This is a genomic window from Dickeya oryzae, assembly GCF_020406815.2.
Lineage (GTDB): Bacteria > Pseudomonadota > Gammaproteobacteria > Enterobacterales > Enterobacteriaceae > Dickeya > Dickeya oryzae.
Genome location: NZ_CP162670.1, coordinates 2,134,782 through 2,152,876 on the forward strand (window position 1 = coordinate 2,134,782; position 18,095 = coordinate 2,152,876).

The following is an 18,095-nucleotide window of genomic DNA, read 5'->3' on the forward strand; positions in this document are numbered from 1 at the left end:
AAACAACCCCATCGGGCAGGATGTCAGGTGGACGTTAAATTTGAAAACCCAAAGATTATCAACATGACTGAATCTTTTGCTCAACTCTTTGAAGAATCCCTGAAAGAAATCGAAACCCGCCCGGGTTCCATCGTTCGTGGCGTTGTGGTTGCTATTGACAAGGACGTAGTCCTGGTTGATGCCGGCCTGAAATCTGAATCTGCCATTCCGGTAGAACAGTTTAAAAACGCCCAGGGTGAAATTGAAATCCAGGTTGGTGATGAAGTTGACGTAGCTCTGGATGCGGTAGAAGACGGCTTCGGTGAAACCCTGCTGTCCCGTGAAAAAGCTAAACGTCACGAAGCATGGCTGATGCTGGAAAAAGCTTACGAAGAATCTGCCACTGTTACCGGTGTTATCAACGGTAAAGTAAAAGGTGGTTTCACCGTCGAGCTGAACGGTATTCGTGCGTTCCTGCCAGGTTCTCTGGTTGATGTTCGTCCGGTACGTGACACCCTGCATCTGGAAGGCAAAGAGCTTGAGTTCAAAGTGATCAAGCTGGACCAGAAACGCAATAACGTCGTCGTTTCCCGTCGTGCTGTTATCGAATCTGAAAACAGTGCTGAGCGTGATCAACTGCTGGAAAACCTGCAGGAAGGCATGGAAGTCAAAGGTATCGTTAAGAACCTCACTGACTACGGCGCATTCGTTGATCTGGGCGGCGTTGACGGCCTGCTGCACATCACCGATATGGCGTGGAAACGCGTTAAGCACCCGAGCGAAATCGTCAATGTTGGCGACGAAATCACTGTTAAAGTGCTGAAGTTCGACCGCGAACGTACCCGTGTTTCTCTGGGCCTGAAACAGCTGGGCGAAGATCCGTGGGTAGCTATCGCTAAGCGTTATCCGGAAGGCACCAAGCTGACCGGTCGTGTAACTAACCTGACTGATTACGGCTGCTTCGTAGAAATCGAAGAAGGCGTTGAAGGTCTGGTACACGTATCCGAAATGGATTGGACCAACAAGAACATCCATCCGTCCAAAGTGGTTAACGTGGGCGACGTAGTGGAAGTTATGGTTCTGGATATCGACGAAGAACGCCGTCGTATCTCTCTGGGCCTGAAACAGTGCAAAGCCAACCCGTGGCAGCAGTTCGCTGAAACCCACAACAAGGGTGACCGCGTAGAAGGCAAGATCAAGTCCATCACTGATTTCGGTATCTTCATCGGTCTGGATGGCGGCATCGATGGTCTGGTGCACCTGTCTGACATTTCCTGGAACGTGGCTGGCGAAGAAGCCGTTCGCGAATACAAGAAAGGTGACGAAATCGCCGCTGTTGTTCTGCAGGTTGATGCAGAGCGTGAGCGTATCTCTCTGGGCGTGAAACAACTGGCTGAAGACCCGTTCAACAACTACCTGTCTGTTAACAAGAAAGGTGCGATTGTTACAGGTAAAGTCACTGCAGTTGATGCCAAAGGTGCTACAGTTGAATTAGCTGACGGCGTTGAAGGTTACCTGCGTGCTTCTGAAGCCTCTCGTGACCGTATCGAAGACGCTACCCTGGTTCTGAACGTGGGTGATGAGATCGAAGCCAAATACACTGGCGTTGATCGTAAAAACCGCGTTGTTAGCCTGTCCATCCGTGCTAAGGATGAAGCTGACGAGAAAGATGCCATCGCTTCTGTTAACAACAAACAGGAAGAAGGTAATTTCTCTAACGCCATGGCTGAAGCGTTCAAAGCTGCAAAAGGCGAGTAATGACGGTGGGTTGGGCAGCGTACTTGCTGCCTGACCTCAAACGGTAGTAAGTTAACGTGGCATTTACTGACCACATGCTTGGAGGAATCATGACCAAGTCTGAACTTATCGAAAGACTTGCTGGACAGCAATCTCATATCCCGGCCAAGGTGGTTGAGGATGCCGTGAAGGAGATGCTGGAACAGATGGCCACAACACTGGCCAGCGGTGATCGCATCGAAATCCGTGGGTTTGGCAGTTTTTCACTCCACTACCGTGCACCGCGTGTGGGGCGTAATCCGAAAACGGGTGAGAAAGTGGAACTGGAAGGCAAATATGTTCCCCACTTCAAACCGGGTAAGGAATTGCGCGATCGCGCTAACATTTATGGCTGATTAGTCAGTCATAACGCCTGTTTGATAGATAGCCCCCAATTAATTGGGGGCTATTTTTTTATCTAATAAAACAGCCTGTTGCTGTTATTTGCACATGTGGCCTGAAGAGGAATACCAAGGCTCTTTTTGACTACTATGGGGCGGTGCTTTCCTTCAGGGAATAAGTTTGATATGCCTTATTTCGGTAGTAATACATAAGCGATAATCGGGGTTACGCTCTTTTGCTTCAGGTAATTGTTGAACACGTTACCCAGCCCCATACCACGGTATTCCTTGTCGCATTCACCGCTGGCAACCGCAGCTTTACCTTTTTCACCTAAAATAAAGCTGCCGCCGCCTTCTTGTTTGACAGGGCAATGATGGCGTGTGGCAAAGTCTTCATAGAGCCATCCTTCTTTCGGTGTACTGAATTGAATCAGAACACCGGCTTTATCTTTGGATAACGATTTCTGGGTATAAGAGTACTCCAGCGTCAGCTTGCAATCCGTATATTGCTGTGTGCAAGGTAATGCGGTTAATCCGTTGGCTTCAAAGGTGCGATATTCCGACAGTGGCATGGCGTGATACCAGTATTTGGCATTACGGATTGTACTCTGTGGCGTCTCGACTACCGCCTTATTGACCAGTGTCAGTGTGTGAAGCTGTGTATCTTCTTTTACGCTTAACTCACCGTTACGGTAAAGCGTCATGATTTGTGTATTGTCCAATCCGTTGCGTTTAAGGACGTTTTCCACCTCAGATGACGTGGCCTGTGACGGCTGAGAGAAAAGCACTACTGTTGTCGCCAGAATACTTAACGGTCTAACACGGCTATTGGTAAATTTCATCGTTTTCCCTTATGAGTCAGTGAGATAAACAGAACCCCCACAGCACAGGGCTTGTCGTCATCGCCTTGTGGTGTGAAGTGCACATTAAGGGTAGGGTAAATAAAGTGAGCTTGAGGGTACTTGGCTGAAATGCGGGTAGATGCTGTCAGACGCGGCAATGCCAGAGTAACGAGGAGAAGCCCGTTTTAATAACGCTAAAACGGGCTGGGAAGATTATTTAGTATGACGCTCTTTCAAGCGCTGGATAATGGTTCCTAAATCCAGTTCCTGATCCTGTAACAGCACCAGCAGGTGATAGACCAGATCAGAGGCTTCGTTGGTCAGTTCTTCGCGGTCGTGTACTGTCGCGGCGAGTGCGGTTTCCAGACCTTCCTCGCCAACCTTCTGGGCGATGCGCTTAGTGCCGCTGGCATACAGTCTGGCGGTATAGGAGCTGGTTGGGTCAGCGTGCTTACGCTCTGCCAACAACTGCTCCAACTGGTACAAGAATTGCCACTGAGTTTCAGCCGGGTGGAAGCAACTGGTATTGCCAAGATGGCACGTCGGGCCGACCGGATTGACCAGCACTAACAGCGTGTCGTTGTCGCAGTCCGGCGTGATCGAAACCACGCTGAGAAAGTGGCCGGAGGATTCCCCTTTGGTCCACAAACGCTGCTTGGTGCGGGAGTAGAAGGTGACGTGACCGGTCTCTTGCGTAACCTGCAACGCATCCTGAGTCATGTAACCCAGCATCAGTACTTCGCCTGAAACGGCATGCTGTACGATGGCAGGCATCATGCCATCGGTTTTTTGCCAGTCGAGCTGGCTTTGTTGTTGTTCGGTTAACACACCCGGATCTCCACGCCTTGTTGCTTGAGGAACTGCTTGAGTTCACCAATATTGATAATTTGTTTATGGAATACCGATGCTGCCAATGCACCGTCCACCCCGGCATCCTGAAATGCATCAAGGAAATGCTGCATAGTGCCAGCACCGCCGGAGGCGATTAACGGCACCTGGCAGACATCGCGCACCTGCCGCAGTTGCGTCAGGTCATAGCCATTGCGCACGCCATCCTGATTCATCATATTCAGTACAATTTCACCGGCACCGCGCTTCTGCACTTCCTGTACCCAGTCAAGGGTTTCCCATTGCGTGACGCGGGTACGCTTTTCATCGCCGGTATATTGGTTGACATGATAACGGCCGGTTTCGGCATCATGCCAGGTATCGATGCCGACAACGATGCATTGTACGCCATAACGATCAGCCAGACGTGAAATTAGCGTTGGGTCAGCCAGTGCTGGTGAGTTGATAGAGATTTTATCCGCACCAAAAGACAGAATTTGCCCGGCATCTTCGACACTTTTGATGCCACCCGCGACGCAAAACGGAATATCGATCACTTCCGCTACGCGAGAAACCCAGCTTTTATCCACCACCCGGCCATCGGATGACGCGGTGATATCATAAAATACCAGTTCATCTGCGCCTTCTTGTGCGTAGCGTTGAGCCAGGGGCACGATATCACCAATAATCTCATGATTGCGAAACTGTACGCCTTTTACGACCTGGCCGTCACGCACGTCCAGACAGGGGATTATCCGTTTTGCCAGCATGAAATCGCCTCCGTCACGTTGAATTTACCTTCCAGCAAGGCGCGGCCGACGATAACACCACGCACGCCACTGTCACGCAGCGCAGCAATATCTGACAGTGAACCGATACCGCCAGACGCCTGAAAAGCGACCTGTGGATAGCGAGCGCTGATTTCGCGATACAACTCGACGTTAGAGCCCTGTAATGTGCCATCGCGGGAGATATCGGTACAGAGCACGTGTTTCAGACTGAAGGGCAGGTAACGTTCCACCGTTTGCTCCAGCGTGATGCCGGAGTTCTCCTGCCAGCCGCTGATGGCGATGTTTTTCACACCCGCGGCGTCAATACGCACGTCCAGCGCCAGTACCAGTGCGTCAGCACCGTAGCGGGCGAACCATTGCTGCACTAGCTCAGGCTGTTTTACCGCTGTTGAGCCGATAACCACACGAGTGGCTCCCGCCGCCAGCAGTGCTTCAACATCGTGTTCGGTACGAATGCCGCCACCGACTTGTACCGGTACAGAAACCCCGGCCAGCAGTGTTTTCAGCAGTGGGATCTGGCGTGCTGCCGGGTCTTTGGCCCCGGTCAAATCTACCAGATGTAATACCTGCGCCCCTTGCTGTTGATAGTCTTGCAGGCGTGGTAGCGGGTCGCTGCCGTATTGACGCTGCTGACCATAATCACCCTGATGCAAACGGACCACCTGTCCATCAATCAGGTCTAATGCGGGAATAATCATGTCCGTTTACATCTCCAGAAAATTCTTCAGTAGCTGGGCACCCGCCGCACCAGAGCGTTCCGGGTGGAACTGGACGCCGTAGAAGTTATCCTTCTGTACTGCTGCGGTGAAGGCATCGCCATAATGCGATTGGGCAATAGTATTGGCGCAAACCGGCATCGCGTAACTGTGTACAAAATAAAAGTACGAGCCATCTGGAATATCGCGGAACAGGCGGTGGCCAGCTTGCGATGTCACCTGATTCCAGCCCATATGCGGCAAAGGCAGACCACGATCGGCCATCTGCACCACAGGGGTATCGATAATGCCTAGCGTATCGATGCCGCCGGTTTCGTCACTGCGGCTGCCCAGTAACTGCATGCCAAGGCAGATGCCCAATACGGGTTGGGTACAGGCTTTAATCAGGGCAATCAATTGGCGTTCAGCCAGTTGGTCCATTGCCGCTTGCGCGGTACCCACCCCTGGCAGAAACAACTTATCGGCGCGTAATACCACTTCCGGCTCACGGCTGACCTGCGGCTCATACCCCAGGCGCTTAACCGCATACATCACGGATGACAGGTTGGCGCAGCCGGTATCCAGGATCACCACGTTCATCACAGCACTCCTTTGGAGCTGGGCAGGGTATCACCCTCCACCCGAATAGCCTGACGTAGCGCACGGCCAAAGACTTTGAACAGGCTTTCGACGCGGTGGTGATCGTTACGACCTTTGGTTTTCAGATGCAGGGTGCAGCCCATCGCGTAAGAGAGCGAGCGGAAGAAGTGCTCGACCATTTCGGTACTCAGGTCGCCGACGCGTTGGTAGTTAAACTCTGCTTTGTACTCCAGATGCGGACGGCCAGAGATATCAAGCGCACAGCGTGCCAGGCATTCATCCATCGGCAACACAAACCCGAAACGACCAATACCGCGCTTGTCACCCAGCGCTTTGTTCAGTGCTTCGCCTAATGCCAACCCGGTATCTTCCACGGTATGGTGATCGTCGATATACAGGTCGCCTTTTACATCAATATTCAGGCGAAAACCGCCGTGGGTGGCAATTTGATCCAGCATGTGGTCGAAGAAGCCGACACCGGTATGGATCTTGCTGCCGCCTTCGCGATCCAGCCACACGTTGACATCAATAGCGGTTTCACGGGTGACCCGGTTCACGTGGGCGTGGCGGTCTCGTTTGGTCAACTGGGCGGTGATCGCCTGCCAGTTGAGGCCATCGCGTTGATAACGCAGGCCAGTGATGCCCATGTTGTGCGCCAGTTGAACATCGGTTTCACGGTCGCCAATCACAAAGCTGTTGGCGCTATCCATCACGTTGTCTTTCAAAAACGCATCAACCAGCGCGGTTTTCGGTTTCCGGCAGTCACAGTTGTCGCCAGGGAAATGTGGGCAAATCAACACCCGCTCGAAGCGAATACCTTGTGAGGTGAAAATTTGCATCATCAGGTTGTGCGGAGGATCGAAATCTTCCTGCGGGAAGCTGCTGGTACCCAGGCCATCCTGATTGGTGATCATCACCAATTTGAAACCGGCTTTTTGCAAGGTGAGCAGTGACGGAATAACATCCGGTTCTAAAGCCAGCTTATCCAGCCGATCAACCTGATAATCCTCGGGCGGCTCGGCAATCAGCGTGCCGTCACGGTCGATGAAAAGATACTTTAATCCCACGGTGCTTCCTCAAATTATGCTGTTTTGCCCGACAATGCCTGCAACGCGCTGATTACGCGCTCGCATTCGTAGCGGGTGCCGATAGAAATACGCAGACAACCCGCCAGACCCGGCTGTTTGTTCTGGTCACGTAAAATAATGCCCTGATCCCATAAGGATTTGAAGACGGCGGGTGAATCGGCGAAACGCACCAGCAGATAGTTGCTTTCACTGGCGTATACCGTTTCCACGTTTGGCAGCGTTTTCAACGAGTCGCTTAGCCAGCGGCGATTTTCACTGAGTTCGGCCACGTTGCGTCGCATGGTTGCGATGCCGTCTTCACTCAGCGCCTGTGCGGCGATATCCGCAACTGGTAACGCCAGCGGGTAGGGGGCGATCACTTTCAACAGTAGTTGGATAACCTCGGCACTGGCGAGAGTAAAACCGCAGCGCAGACCAGCCAACGCGAAAGCCTTGGACAGGGTACGCAACACCACCTGATGAGGATAGTGGGCCAGCCAGCCAGCTGTTGTCGCTTGCGGGCAAAATTCGATATAGGCTTCGTCGATAGCGACGATAGCGCGGCCACGCGCCAGTTCCAGCAACTGACGTAAATCGTCCGGGTTGACAAGATTGCCGGTCGGATTGTTCGGCGAGCAGACGTAAATCACCTTGACGTTATCCAACGCACCTTCAATAGCGGCTAAATCCAGTTGCCAGTCGTTGGTTGCTGGCACGATACGACGTTCCACCCCCAGCGTTTCTGCGCTGACAGCGTACATGCCGTAGGTCGGCGGACAGAACAATACCGCGTCTTTACCCGGTTCGCAGAATGCACGGATTAACAGCTCAATACCTTCATCAGCCCCACGGCTAACCAGCACTTGCTCCGGTGCAACACCGGCGTACGCCGCATAACGTTCGATGACTTGTGCCGGCTGGCATTCCGGATAACGGTTGAGCGTCTGCAAGGTAAGCTGATAGTTCGGCGCTTGTGGATACTCATTGGCATTGAGCCACACGTCGCCTTTTCCCCCCAAGCGGCGAGCGGACTGATATGGGGTCAGGCGGCGGACGTTATCGCGGGCCAGATTCTCAATACTCATGCTTGCTCCTTGAGGGCGTTGACGCGCAGGGTAACGGCGTTCTTGTGGGCGGTCAGTTGTTCGGCCTGCGCCATGATCTCAATGGTTGAGGCCAGTCCCAGTAGACCTTGTGGCGACAGCTGTTGTACCGTCATTCGCTTTTGAAAGTCCGCCAGCCCAAGACTGGAGTAGGTGGCGGTGTAACCGTAGGTCGGCAGTACATGATTGGTACCGGAGGCATAATCACCGGCAGATTCTGGTGACCAGTCACCTAAAAACACTGACCCGGCGCTGGTGATGCGATCGACCAGCGTTTCGGCGTTACGCGTTTGGATAATCAGGTGCTCCGGGCCGTACTGATTGCTGATGTCGATGCACTGGTCCAAATCGCGCGCGATAATCACCCGGCTGCTGGCCAGCGCCTGACGGGCAATATCAGCACGGGAGAGCGTTGCTAACTGGCGTTCTACTGCATCGATCACCGCTTGTGCTATAGCGGCATCAGGCGTCAACAGAATCACTTGTGAATCGGGGCCATGCTCGGCTTGCGACAGCAAGTCGGAGGCAACGAAATCCGGTGTGGCACCGCTATCGGCAATCACCAACACTTCAGACGGACCTGCCGGCATATCAATGGCCGCGCCATCGAGCAGCTGGCTAACCTGGCGTTTGGCTTCGGTGACATAAGCGTTGCCTGGGCCAAAAATTTTATCGACCTTCGGTACGCTATCGGTGCCGAACGCCATTGCGGCGATCGCTTGTGCACCACCGAGCTGGAACACTTCCTGCACGCCGCACAGTTTTGCCGCATACAAAATCTCATCGGCAATCGGTGGCGGAGAGCACAGAATCACACGCTGGCACCCGGCGATGCGTGCTGGGGTTGCCAGCATCAACACCGTGGAGAGCAGCGGGGCAGACCCACCTGGAATATACAACCCGACGCTGGCAATCGGGCGGGTTACTTGTTGGCAACGTACGCCGGGTTGGGTTTCTACGCTGATTGGCGGAAGCTTTTGTGCGTTGTGAAAGGTTTCAATGTTGCGCACGGCGGTTGCCATCGCCTGTTTGATATCATCGCCCAATCGTGCAACGGCAGCATCAATCGCCTCGGCGGATACGCGCAGGCTGTCGACCTGAACTTTGTCGAAACGGGCGCTGTAGTCGCGCAACGCCGTGTCGCCATCTTTACGCACGGCAGCCAGAATCTCGCCCACAATCGTGCTGATACGGTCAGAGGCTGAGATTGCCGGGCGAGTCAGTAACCGGCGCTGTTCCTCTTGCGTACAGGCTTGCCAGTCAATCAAGGTATCGAAGCGGTTGCTCATGGCATTACTCCATCATCTTCTCAATCGGCAATACCAGAATAGAGCTGGCGCCCAGCACTTTCAGTTTTTCCATGGTTTCCCAGAACAGCGTTTCGCTGCTGACCATGTGCATGGCGACACGGTTCTGGTCACCTGCCAGTGGCAGAATGGTGGGGCGCTCGGCACCCGGCAGCAGTGCGATCACTTCATCCAGACGTTCGCTGGGCGCGTGCAGCATGATGTATTTGGATTCACGCGCCTGAATAACGCCTTGCATGCGAGTTAACAGTTTGTCGATCAACTGTTGTTTCTCCGCTGGCATCTCCCCGTCGCGCTGAATCAGACAGGCCTTGGAGCGATAAATCACTTCTACTTCACGCAGACCGTTGGCTTCGAGCGTTGCACCCGTGGACACCAGGTCACAGATAGCGTCAGCCAGACCTGCGCGCGGCGCGACTTCTACCGAACCATTCAGCAGACAGGATTTGAAGTTAACGCCTTGTTTATCCAGGTATTGCTTGAGCAAGTGCGGATAAGAGGTGGCGATACGCTTGTTTTGCAGACATTGTGGACCGGTGTATTCCTCATCAAGCGGCATCGCCAGCGACAGGCGGCAACCACCGAAATCCAGACGGCGCAGGGTGAAATAGCGCGGGTCTTCCCCTTGAGCACGGCGATTGAGCAACTCTTCTTCCAGCACGTTTTCGCCGATAATCCCCAGGTCAACCACGCCATCCATCACCAGACCGGGAATGTCGTCGTCGCGTACACGCAAAATATCGATAGGCATGTTTTCGGCAAAGGCGATCAGGCGTTGCTGATGCAGGTTGATTTTGATACCGCAGCGAGCCAGTAATTCTCGGGAATCATCGCTCAGGCGGCCTGATTTCTGCATCGCAATACGCAAACGTGTTTTATCCAGCATGTGAACCTCAATTTATCCTGTCTGTGATGCCTGTTAAGCAGGCTTTTTTAAAAAATTCCGGCCAAAAAAAAGCCCCCGGAATCGATCTTCCGGGGGCTTTTTACGCGTTCACCGCCACTGGAAGATCTGAATGTCTTCCAGCACCTATCGCCTGAAAGACTAGTCAGGGTGATGGTGATGATGGTGGTTGAAATTAACGCGTAACATAAATTCGTCTCTATTTTTGTAAACGTAGAGTGGTGTTGTCTGTTGGTTAACCTAAACCATGTTGATGTGATAGCGCAACATTTTTTTACCTGCAGCGTATAAATCACATTGCCGCCAGATGGGCAATAAGGGTACATAATGAAAAACGCAGAGTATTCATCCGAAGAACAACGCCGGGAAGTCAGGAGAACGACGATGAAAAAGATAGCGATAATCGGGCTTGGCTGGCTGGGTATGCCGTTGGCGCTGGCGCTACAGAGCCGGGGATATCGGGTGGTCGGGAGCAAAAGCACCGATGATGGTGTAACAGCGGCGCGTCTGTCCGGTGTGGAGTGTTATAGCCTGTGCCTGACGCCCGATCTGGTGTGTGAGCCGGACGAGCTGGACGCGCTGTTGAACGTGGATGCACTGATCATTACCTTGCCGCCGGGCCGGGTTGAACGTGCGGGCGGTGCGTATTTGCAGGCGGTGCAGCAGGTAGTCGATAGCGCTCTGGCTCATGGCGTACCACGCATTATGTATACCAGCTCTATTTCTGTTTACGGCGCAGTTAGCGGTAGGGTGAGAGAAAGCAGTCCATTACAGCCAGAAACCGGAACCGGTAAGGTGCTACAGGAACTGGAGCAATGGCTGCATGCGTTGCCTCACACTGAAGTGGACATTTTACGATTGGCTGGATTGGTGGGGAATAATCGCCATCCTGGACGGTTCCTTGCCGGTCGGCATGATCTGCCGGATGGCAGTCACGGAGTCAATCTGGTCCATCTGGAGGATGTCATTGGGGCAATTATGTTGTTGTTACAGCGCCCGCATGGTGGACATCTCTATAACTTGTGTGCACCGGGACACCCTGCGAAGCAGGACTTCTACCCGGAACAGGCACGTCGCATGGGGCTGGAACCGCCGGAGTTTTTATCAGGCGATCCGCTGAAAGCGAGACTGGTCGACGGACAACGAATTTGCAGTGAACTGGGGTTTGAATATCAATATCCAGACCCGATGACGATGGTGTTTTGATGTAAGCCGGACTGTTTTTTCCTGACAATAAATGGTTAGCGGTTCTCAAACGGTATCAACTCCTATCGTAAAGAAAGCGGCCCGCCAGCGGCGGGCCGTTTGTGTTCATCAGCGTAAATGGCGTCAGAACGTGAGGCGCTTAGAAAGAAGTCCAGTCATCCTGATGATTTTTAGCGGCAGGTTTTGCTGAAGCTTTAGCAGTAGCAGGCAGCGCCTGTAACGGACGGCGTGGATTATTCAGCGCAGGTGCAGGGCGTGATGACGGTGCTGCGGCGTTGGATAACCGGAAGGTGGCCATCAGTTTTTCCAGCATCATGGCTTGCTCTTCCAGCGCATTGGCCGCGGAAGATGACTGCGAAACCAGTGCGGCGTTTTGCTGCGTCGTGCTATCCAGCTCAGTAATGGCGCGGGAGATTTGTTCAATCCCCCGGCTTTGCTCTTCCGACGCGGAAGAGATTTCACCCATAATATCGTTAACACGAGATACCGATTTAACGATGCTATCCATGGTTTGTCCTGCTTCGGCGACCAGCGTACTGCCCGCATTTGTGCGCTCTACGGACTCGGCAATCAGGGCGGCGATATCTTTCGCTGCCTGGGAGCTGCGCTGAGAAAGGCTACGCACCTCGCCAGCCACGACGGCAAAGCCACGGCCTTGTTCACCAGCACGGGCGGCTTCCACCGCTGCGTTTAATGCCAGAATATTGGTCTGGAACGCAATGCTGTTGATGACGGCGGTAATATCGGCAATTTTCCGTGAACTGGCAGCGATATCATCCATCGTTTTCACTACGTTTTGCACCACTTCGCCGCCTTTATGCGCATTTTGGGAGGCATCTGACGCAATCTGGCTGGCATGGCGGGCGTTTTCCGTATTGTTCTTCACCGTTGATGTCAATTCTTCCATGCTGGCGGCGGTTTGCACCACCGCAGCAGATTGCTGCTCAGTTCGGGAGGCAAGATCACTGTTGCCAGCGGCGATATCCGCGGCTGAATGGGTCACATGTGCCACACTGTCACGCACATCGGAAATCATGTGGCGCAGACGATCATTCATGGCTGCCATCGCAGCGGTTAACTTGCCCAGTTCGTCGTGACGGTCCACCTCGATGGTGGCTGTCAGGTCACCGCTGGCGATACGTTCTGCCAGTGTCAGGTTATGCAGAACCGGGCGGGTAATTTGGCGAATGATATAAACGGCGATCAAAATTCCGATGATGACGGCTATTACGCCAATCAGTAATGTCGCGCTGGCCGAACCATACGCCAACGCATCATTCTGGTTTTTCACGACAGTAATCAGAGATTTGATCACTGCGCTGCTTTTATCTCCGCCGGTTTTCACCGCATTTTCCGCTTTTTTCAAATCCCCCCAGACGCGGGCATAGTCTTGATTCAGCGTGGCGTATTGCGAGGTGTATTTCCAGAGTGATTCAGCCAGTTTCTGTGTGTCGCCGGTTAATGTTGGCTGCAAGTCTTGATACGTTTTTTGTACTTCTGCATAGCGGCTGGCAAAGGCTTTAGCCGCATCATCGGTACCAGCAAGCTGCAATTCGTAAGAGAGGTTTTTCAGTGATTCGGTGGCGTATGCCAGTTCCTCAACACGCTGGTATAACGTGTTATCCAGTTGCTGGTTTTGCAGGCCGTCACGGAAACTTTTAACCGCGTTTTGTGTATTCATCGCACCAATTTGTTTTCTCAGTGCGACAACCTGTTGTGTGGAGGTCGACATATCGGCGACTGACTTTTGGAAATCTACCATGATCCTATCCAGATCATTGATATAAGCCAGTTCGTCGGTGCGCCACGACAGCGTGTGGGCGCTTTGGGTCAGTTCGGCCGCATGTTTAACGAAACCTGTTAACACAGTCTGTGTGCTGTCATCCGGTGTATAGAAATATTTGAGGCGGTTAATTTTTGCCTGAAAAACCTCAATATTGATGTTGTAAATCAGGTTGGTTTTTTCGTAGATGTCCCGGATGTCACGAAAACGCATGGCGCTGAGCGTTGAAGCAATCGCTACCAGCAATAACACTACGCCGAATCCCAGGTAGAGTTTGTGAGAGATTTTTGTGTTTTTTATTGCGCTACTGAACCCCATTGCCATGCTCCTTAAAAGAAATTACCTGAGTGTTGTTATTGATTGGGTGCGGTGAAGGTTGGTGGTTTATCAGAGTCTGCGATTTGCAGTACCAAGTAGTGTGTTATCGACGGTTGTAATATGAATGTTTAGTTGTACTTGTACTGTGTGATCGTTTTTGTGACATCAGGCTATTCATCTGGTGAATTGCCCAAATAAAGCCAGACAGTTGACTAAATTAAACGGATTTAATACCGGGGTATTGGCGGGGAGGATACAGCACGCCAGTGTGTAATAACATTTGAGGGGAGCGCCTGTCGGCTCTAGGCATGAGCTTCATTTTCAAGGCATATTGGCCAACGGTGACAATGGTAATGCCATACCCGCGAAAGGCGGGTATGGCATAAGCAAACCACAAGCCTCAATCGAGGTGCTTTTTACGATAGAGACGCCGCGGGTGCCCAATCTTGCCATAACGCATTTCTACATCCAGAAACTGGTTTTCCAGCCCATATTCCAGATAGCGTCGGGCTGTCGTTTTGCTGAGACCGGTTTTTTCCACGACCTCATCGACGGAGAATAAAGTCTCCGGCTGATCCTGAAAGATCTGTTTGACCAGGTTGAGGGTATTCTCTTCAATGCCTTTGCTGCCAGGCCCATTAGGTACGGTCGATGCCTGTAACTGATAGAGGACGTCCACATTCTGCTGATCGACGACTTTGTAAGTGTGCTGGGTTTTGACAAACTGGATGAATCGCTCAAGCGACGAGCGTAGTCGTGGGTAGGACACCGGTTTGATAATGTAATCAAAAGCGCCGCAGCGGATAGCCTGTGCGCAGGTGTTCATGTCGCTGGCGGCGGTAATAAAAATCACTGAGCAGTTGATACTGCGCATCAGTTCACTTTCAATAAGCTGGACGCCTTCGCCGTCTGGCAGATAATTATCCAGCAACATCAGTCGGGGTTTGTATTGCTGCAGCATACGCCGGGCTTCGTTCAGGGTTGACGCCGTACCTACCACTCGCAGCGCGAAATTCTTTTCGATAAATTCCGCGTGGATATTTGCCAGCTTTCTCTCGTCTTCAACGATCAACACGTCGAAATTTTCAATCGTTCGTTCAGGTGGCATGGTGCTCGCGATTGGCATGGTACTTGTTTTCCCCGGTTATTGGTTATTGATTATTTTTGGAATGAAGATAGAAAAAATAGCGCCGTGAGGCGAATTGTCAGAAACTTCGATCACACCCTGTGCCTGACTAACATAGCTGGCAACCAAATGCAGACCCAGACCGTGATCGCCTTCTTTTTTACTGGTGACACCCATCTCAAATACCCGATCTGCAATTGTGGGGTCAATCCCTGTCCCTTGATCAGCCACTTCAATGACTAATTCCTGTTCACCGTCGTAGATATACACTTCGACAGGATAGTAACTCGAGGTACAGGCCAGTGTCGCTTCCACCGCATTATCAATTAAATTCCCAATAATTGACATCAGCTCTGTTTCATTGAGTGATGCAGGGATACTGTTAAGCTGGCAACGAGGGTCAAAACGCAACTCAATGCCTTTCTCGCGTGCGCTGGCGAATTTACCCAGTAACAGCCCGCAAAGTGCCGGCGAACAGAAACGACTGGAGATAAAATCTAGCACTACCTGTGCCCCTTCGGACTGGGCTTCAATGTAACGCACGGCTTCATCATAACGGCGCAAATGCAACAATCCGGCCAGCGTAGCCGTCCAATTCAATTGTTCATGGCGCAGAATACGCAGGCTGTTGGCATAACGTTTGACCTGACTGAGTTGCATGCTTAGGGTGTGAATGTCGTTTTTGTCACGAAAACTGATTACCCAGCCTTGCAGTTCATCTTCCAGCATAATGCGCACGCGGCTGGCGATAACCGTGGTCTGATTGAAACGGCAAATCTCATCATGAGTGTCGGTTATCCAAATATCTTCATTAGAGAAAAATGGCACGGGGGTAATAATGTCGTCGATCGGTTTGCCGCGTAATTGATACGAAGGCATCGTCAGGTCCAGCAAATCTTTGGCGGCATGGTTGATCACCGCAATATTGCGTTGCTTGTCGATGGCGATCACACCTTCATAAATAGACTCCAGCAATGCCTTTTGTTGCCTGACCAACAGCCGGATCTCCAGCGGCTCCAGCCCGAACATTTGCTTCTTCAGGTTGCGGGAGAACCACCAGGAAAAGAAAAACAACGCAACCAGCATCGCGACGATAGGCAGCCCGATATGCGCTACTTTACTGAATGTCAGGTTATCGATGCGTTTTTTCAAATACCCGACTGACACGATGCCGATAACCTGATCTCCATCCATGATCGGCGCTTTGCTACGCAGTGAAATACCAATCGCACCGCGCCGTAGCGTGATAGAGCTTTGTCCTTCCAGCACTTCTTTATTGTCGCCGCCTATCATTTCTGTGCCGAGCAGTGACGGCTCTTCAGAATGATATAAGTGGGTTGCGTTGCGATCGCCGATAACGATAAAGCTGGCATCGCTGCGTGCTTTGATTTGATCGACCAGATTGTCGATGGTGGCGGTATCTTTATATTTCACCGCCTCGATGAGCGAAGGAATAATCGCGATTTCTCGTGCCTGAATCTGTGCCCGGCTACCCAACTCGTCGTAGAGCTGCCGATCGACGGCCCGATAGTAGTAAAGCCCTGCGGTGATCAACAACAGAGAAAAAAAGATCATCAGGTAGATGAACAGCTTGAGATGGAACGAGAGCCTGACCGTCATAATGTGCTAATCACCGAGAAAACGCGCAAACGAAGATGGCTAATTTATCATGAAAGGCGTAAAAGAAAGGGACTAAAAAATAGTCTTGTGAAGCGTTTCGCGCAGATTGTGAAAATGGTATTTTTGTTTCAGTTGTTTTAAATAAGACGTAAATTGCTTGTCACTGAGCGTGGACATTTTAATTACTTTTTCACAACATATTATTTCTTTCTCGAAATAAGGACCATTTGAACCATACAAACCATAAAAACCACGTCAAAACCCCTCGCAATCTAAAAATTTAATCTATTGATTTTTAATCAAAAAATAATAAAAACCATAAAAACCATAAGTACCATTAAAACTCATTTTTTAATTTGATGATTATCACATAATAACGTGTGTTGACCTCTTAATATGCACGGGAAAATAACAAGGGGAGAAGGTTATGAGTACCACTGATGATTCTTATATCGTTGTAAAAGATGAGGCCTCTGGGAAGGTTTCATTAAAAGAAAAATGGTGGCACATTCTGGATAACTACAAAATTGGTGTTATTCCGGTGCCGCTGTTTATCCTGGCTGGGCTATTAATTGCGTTGGATTGCCTGGACGGCAAGTTGCCCAGTGACATCGTGGTGATGGTTGCCACGCTGGCGTTTTTCGGTTTCGCCTGTGGTGAGTTCGGTAAGCGCTTACCTTTTATCGGTAAGATGGGAGCAGCGGCGATTTGCGCCACGTTTATTCCGTCTGCACTGGTTTACTACGGTTTGTTGCCGCATGTGGTTGTGGATGCGACCACCAAGTTCTACAAATCCACCAACATTCTGTACCTCTATATCTGCTGCATCATTGTCGGCAGCATCATGAGCATGAACCGCCAGACGCTGATTCAGGGCTTCCTGCGCATTTTCTTCCCCATGCTGTGTGGTGAAATTGTGGGTATGTTGGTTGGTATGGGCGTGGGCATTATGCTGGGCCTGGATCCGTTCCAGATCTTCTTCTTCCTGGTACTGCCGATTATGGCTGGCGGTGTGGGTGAAGGGGCGATTCCTCTGTCTATCGGTTATGCCACCTTGCTGCACATGGAGCAGGGCGTCGCGTTGGGTCGTATTCTGCCAATCGTTATGCTGGGTAGCCTGACTGCTATCGTCCTGGCCGGTGTGCTGAACCAACTGGGCAAGCGTTACCCGCACCTGACCGGTGAAGGTGACCTGATGCCGAATAAAGCAAATACCACTGAAACGGCACCGGCTTCGCTGACCAGCTCTTTGAGCGGCAAGATGGATCCGACCAATCTGGCTGCAGGCGCACTGCTGGCTATCCTGCTGTATATGATCGGGATGCTGGGCTACAAACTGATTGGTTTACCGGCACCTGTGGGCATGTTGTTTGCCGCGGTGATCGTGAAGTTGATTAATGGCGCGTCTCCGCGTTTGCTCGAAGGTTCTCAGGTTGTTTACAAATTCTTCCAGACTTCTGTGACCTATCCAATTCTGTTTGCTGTTGGCGTGGCGATCACCCCTTGGGAAGAGCTGGTACACGCTTTCACAATAACTAACCTGCTGGTGATTGTGTCCACTGTTGTGGCACTGGTGACCACTGGCTTCTTCGTTGGCAAGAAAATCGGTATGCACCCGATTGACGTTGCCATCATCTCCTGCTGCCAGAGCGGGCAGGGCGGTACCGGCGACGTGGCGATTCTCACCGCTGGTAACCGTATGGTGCTGATGCCGTTCGCTCAGATTGCTACCCGTATCGGTGGTGCAATCAACGTCTCCGTGGCCTTGCTGGTACTCGGCAAGTTCCTGGTGTGACGGTTGTATGACAA

The 18,095-nt window shown here is 51.7% G+C and carries 17 protein-coding genes and 1 other annotated feature; of the genes, 4 read left to right on the plus strand and 13 right to left on the minus strand.

The features are described 5' to 3' along the window. Positions 1 to 63: 63 nt before the first annotated feature. A complete protein-coding gene (rpsA, locus tag LF929_RS09365) occupies positions 64 to 1,737 on the plus strand; it encodes a 30S ribosomal protein S1 (RefSeq protein ID WP_023639834.1) in 1,674 nt (557 codons plus the stop codon). 89 nt (positions 1,738 to 1,826) lie between these two features. Further along, on the plus strand, positions 1,827 to 2,111 hold the full coding sequence (gene ihfB, locus LF929_RS09370; RefSeq protein ID WP_012884945.1) for an integration host factor subunit beta: 285 nt from the start codon (positions 1,827 to 1,829) through the stop codon (positions 2,109 to 2,111). A gap of 176 nt (positions 2,112 to 2,287) precedes the next feature. On the opposite strand, the gene LF929_RS09375 is transcribed toward ihfB, so the two are convergent. The 10 genes from LF929_RS09375 to hisL form a co-directional block, all read right to left on the minus strand. After that, positions 2,288 to 2,938, minus strand: coding sequence for a hypothetical protein (locus LF929_RS09375; protein ID WP_210175140.1), 651 nt, complete (start codon positions 2,936 to 2,938; stop codon positions 2,288 to 2,290). Positions 2,939 to 3,151: 213 nt separating this feature from the next. After that, positions 3,152 to 3,766: a bifunctional phosphoribosyl-AMP cyclohydrolase/phosphoribosyl-ATP diphosphatase HisIE gene (hisIE, locus tag LF929_RS09380; protein WP_210175139.1), complete on the minus strand. Its 615-nt coding sequence runs from the start codon at positions 3,764 to 3,766 to the stop codon at positions 3,152 to 3,154. Continuing rightward, entirely contained in the window at positions 3,760 to 4,536 is a 777-nt protein-coding gene (gene hisF / locus LF929_RS09385; protein WP_038908138.1) for an imidazole glycerol phosphate synthase subunit HisF, read from the minus strand. The genes hisIE and hisF overlap by 7 nt, the downstream gene beginning before the upstream one ends. Beyond that, complete coding sequence (gene hisA / locus LF929_RS09390) at positions 4,518 to 5,255, minus strand: 1-(5-phosphoribosyl)-5-[(5-phosphoribosylamino)methylideneamino]imidazole-4-carboxamide isomerase (protein ID WP_210175138.1); 738 nt, start codon at positions 5,253 to 5,255, stop codon at positions 4,518 to 4,520. Before hisA ends, hisF begins: the two co-directional genes overlap by 19 nt. A 6-nt stretch (positions 5,256 to 5,261) precedes the next feature. Continuing rightward, positions 5,262 to 5,852 carry an imidazole glycerol phosphate synthase subunit HisH gene (gene hisH / locus LF929_RS09395; RefSeq protein ID WP_038916288.1) on the minus strand — a complete coding sequence of 197 codons (591 nt, stop codon included), beginning with the start codon at positions 5,850 to 5,852 and terminating at the stop codon, positions 5,262 to 5,264. Then, positions 5,852 to 6,919 carry a bifunctional histidinol-phosphatase/imidazoleglycerol-phosphate dehydratase HisB gene (gene hisB, locus LF929_RS09400; RefSeq protein ID WP_038926416.1) on the minus strand — a complete coding sequence of 356 codons (1,068 nt, stop codon included), beginning with the start codon at positions 6,917 to 6,919 and terminating at the stop codon, positions 5,852 to 5,854. The genes hisH and hisB overlap by 1 nt, the downstream gene beginning before the upstream one ends. Before the next feature lie 14 nt (positions 6,920 to 6,933). After that, the gene (gene hisC, locus LF929_RS09405) at positions 6,934 to 8,004 is read right to left on the minus strand and encodes a histidinol-phosphate transaminase (RefSeq protein ID WP_210175137.1); all 1,071 of its coding nucleotides are present in this window, start codon (positions 8,002 to 8,004) and stop codon (positions 6,934 to 6,936) included. Further along, entirely contained in the window at positions 8,001 to 9,311 is a 1,311-nt protein-coding gene (hisD, locus tag LF929_RS09410) for a histidinol dehydrogenase (protein WP_226093557.1), read from the minus strand. Before hisD ends, hisC begins: the two co-directional genes overlap by 4 nt. A gap of 4 nt (positions 9,312 to 9,315) precedes the next feature. Beyond that, a complete protein-coding gene (gene hisG, locus LF929_RS09415) occupies positions 9,316 to 10,215 on the minus strand; it encodes an ATP phosphoribosyltransferase (protein ID WP_012884936.1) in 900 nt (299 codons plus the stop codon). 63 nt (positions 10,216 to 10,278) lie between these two features. Next, positions 10,279 to 10,399 (minus strand) — a sequence feature (His leader region). Further along, positions 10,375 to 10,422, minus strand: a complete 48-nt coding sequence (hisL, locus tag LF929_RS09420) for a his operon leader peptide (protein WP_107768459.1) — start codon at positions 10,420 to 10,422, stop codon at positions 10,375 to 10,377. (Overlaps the previous feature by 25 nt.) 195 nt (positions 10,423 to 10,617) lie before the next feature. On the opposite strand from hisL, the gene LF929_RS09425 reads away from it, so the two are divergent. Beyond that, a complete protein-coding gene (locus LF929_RS09425; protein WP_226093583.1) occupies positions 10,618 to 11,439 on the plus strand; it encodes an SDR family oxidoreductase in 822 nt (273 codons plus the stop codon). Positions 11,440 to 11,578: 139 nt separating this feature from the next. Here the strand turns inward: LF929_RS09425 and LF929_RS09430 are convergent, their stop codons facing one another. The 3 genes from LF929_RS09430 to LF929_RS09440 form a co-directional block, all read right to left on the minus strand. Then, positions 11,579 to 13,540 (minus strand): methyl-accepting chemotaxis protein, encoded by a 1,962-nt coding sequence (locus LF929_RS09430; RefSeq protein WP_226093556.1) that lies wholly within the window; start codon positions 13,538 to 13,540, stop codon positions 11,579 to 11,581. A 400-nt stretch (positions 13,541 to 13,940) separates the two neighbouring features. After that, a complete protein-coding gene (locus LF929_RS09435) occupies positions 13,941 to 14,666 on the minus strand; it encodes a response regulator (protein ID WP_038908130.1) in 726 nt (241 codons plus the stop codon). An 18-nt stretch (positions 14,667 to 14,684) separates the two neighbouring features. Further along, positions 14,685 to 16,286: a sensor histidine kinase gene (locus LF929_RS09440; RefSeq protein WP_016943826.1), complete on the minus strand. Its 1,602-nt coding sequence runs from the start codon at positions 16,284 to 16,286 to the stop codon at positions 14,685 to 14,687. A 427-nt stretch (positions 16,287 to 16,713) separates the two neighbouring features. Here LF929_RS09440 and LF929_RS09445 point away from each other — a divergent pair, with 427 nt between their 5' ends. Next, on the plus strand, positions 16,714 to 18,081 hold the full coding sequence (locus LF929_RS09445; RefSeq protein ID WP_038904523.1) for a 2-hydroxycarboxylate transporter family protein: 1,368 nt from the start codon (positions 16,714 to 16,716) through the stop codon (positions 18,079 to 18,081). Positions 18,082 to 18,095 lie beyond the last annotated feature (14 nt).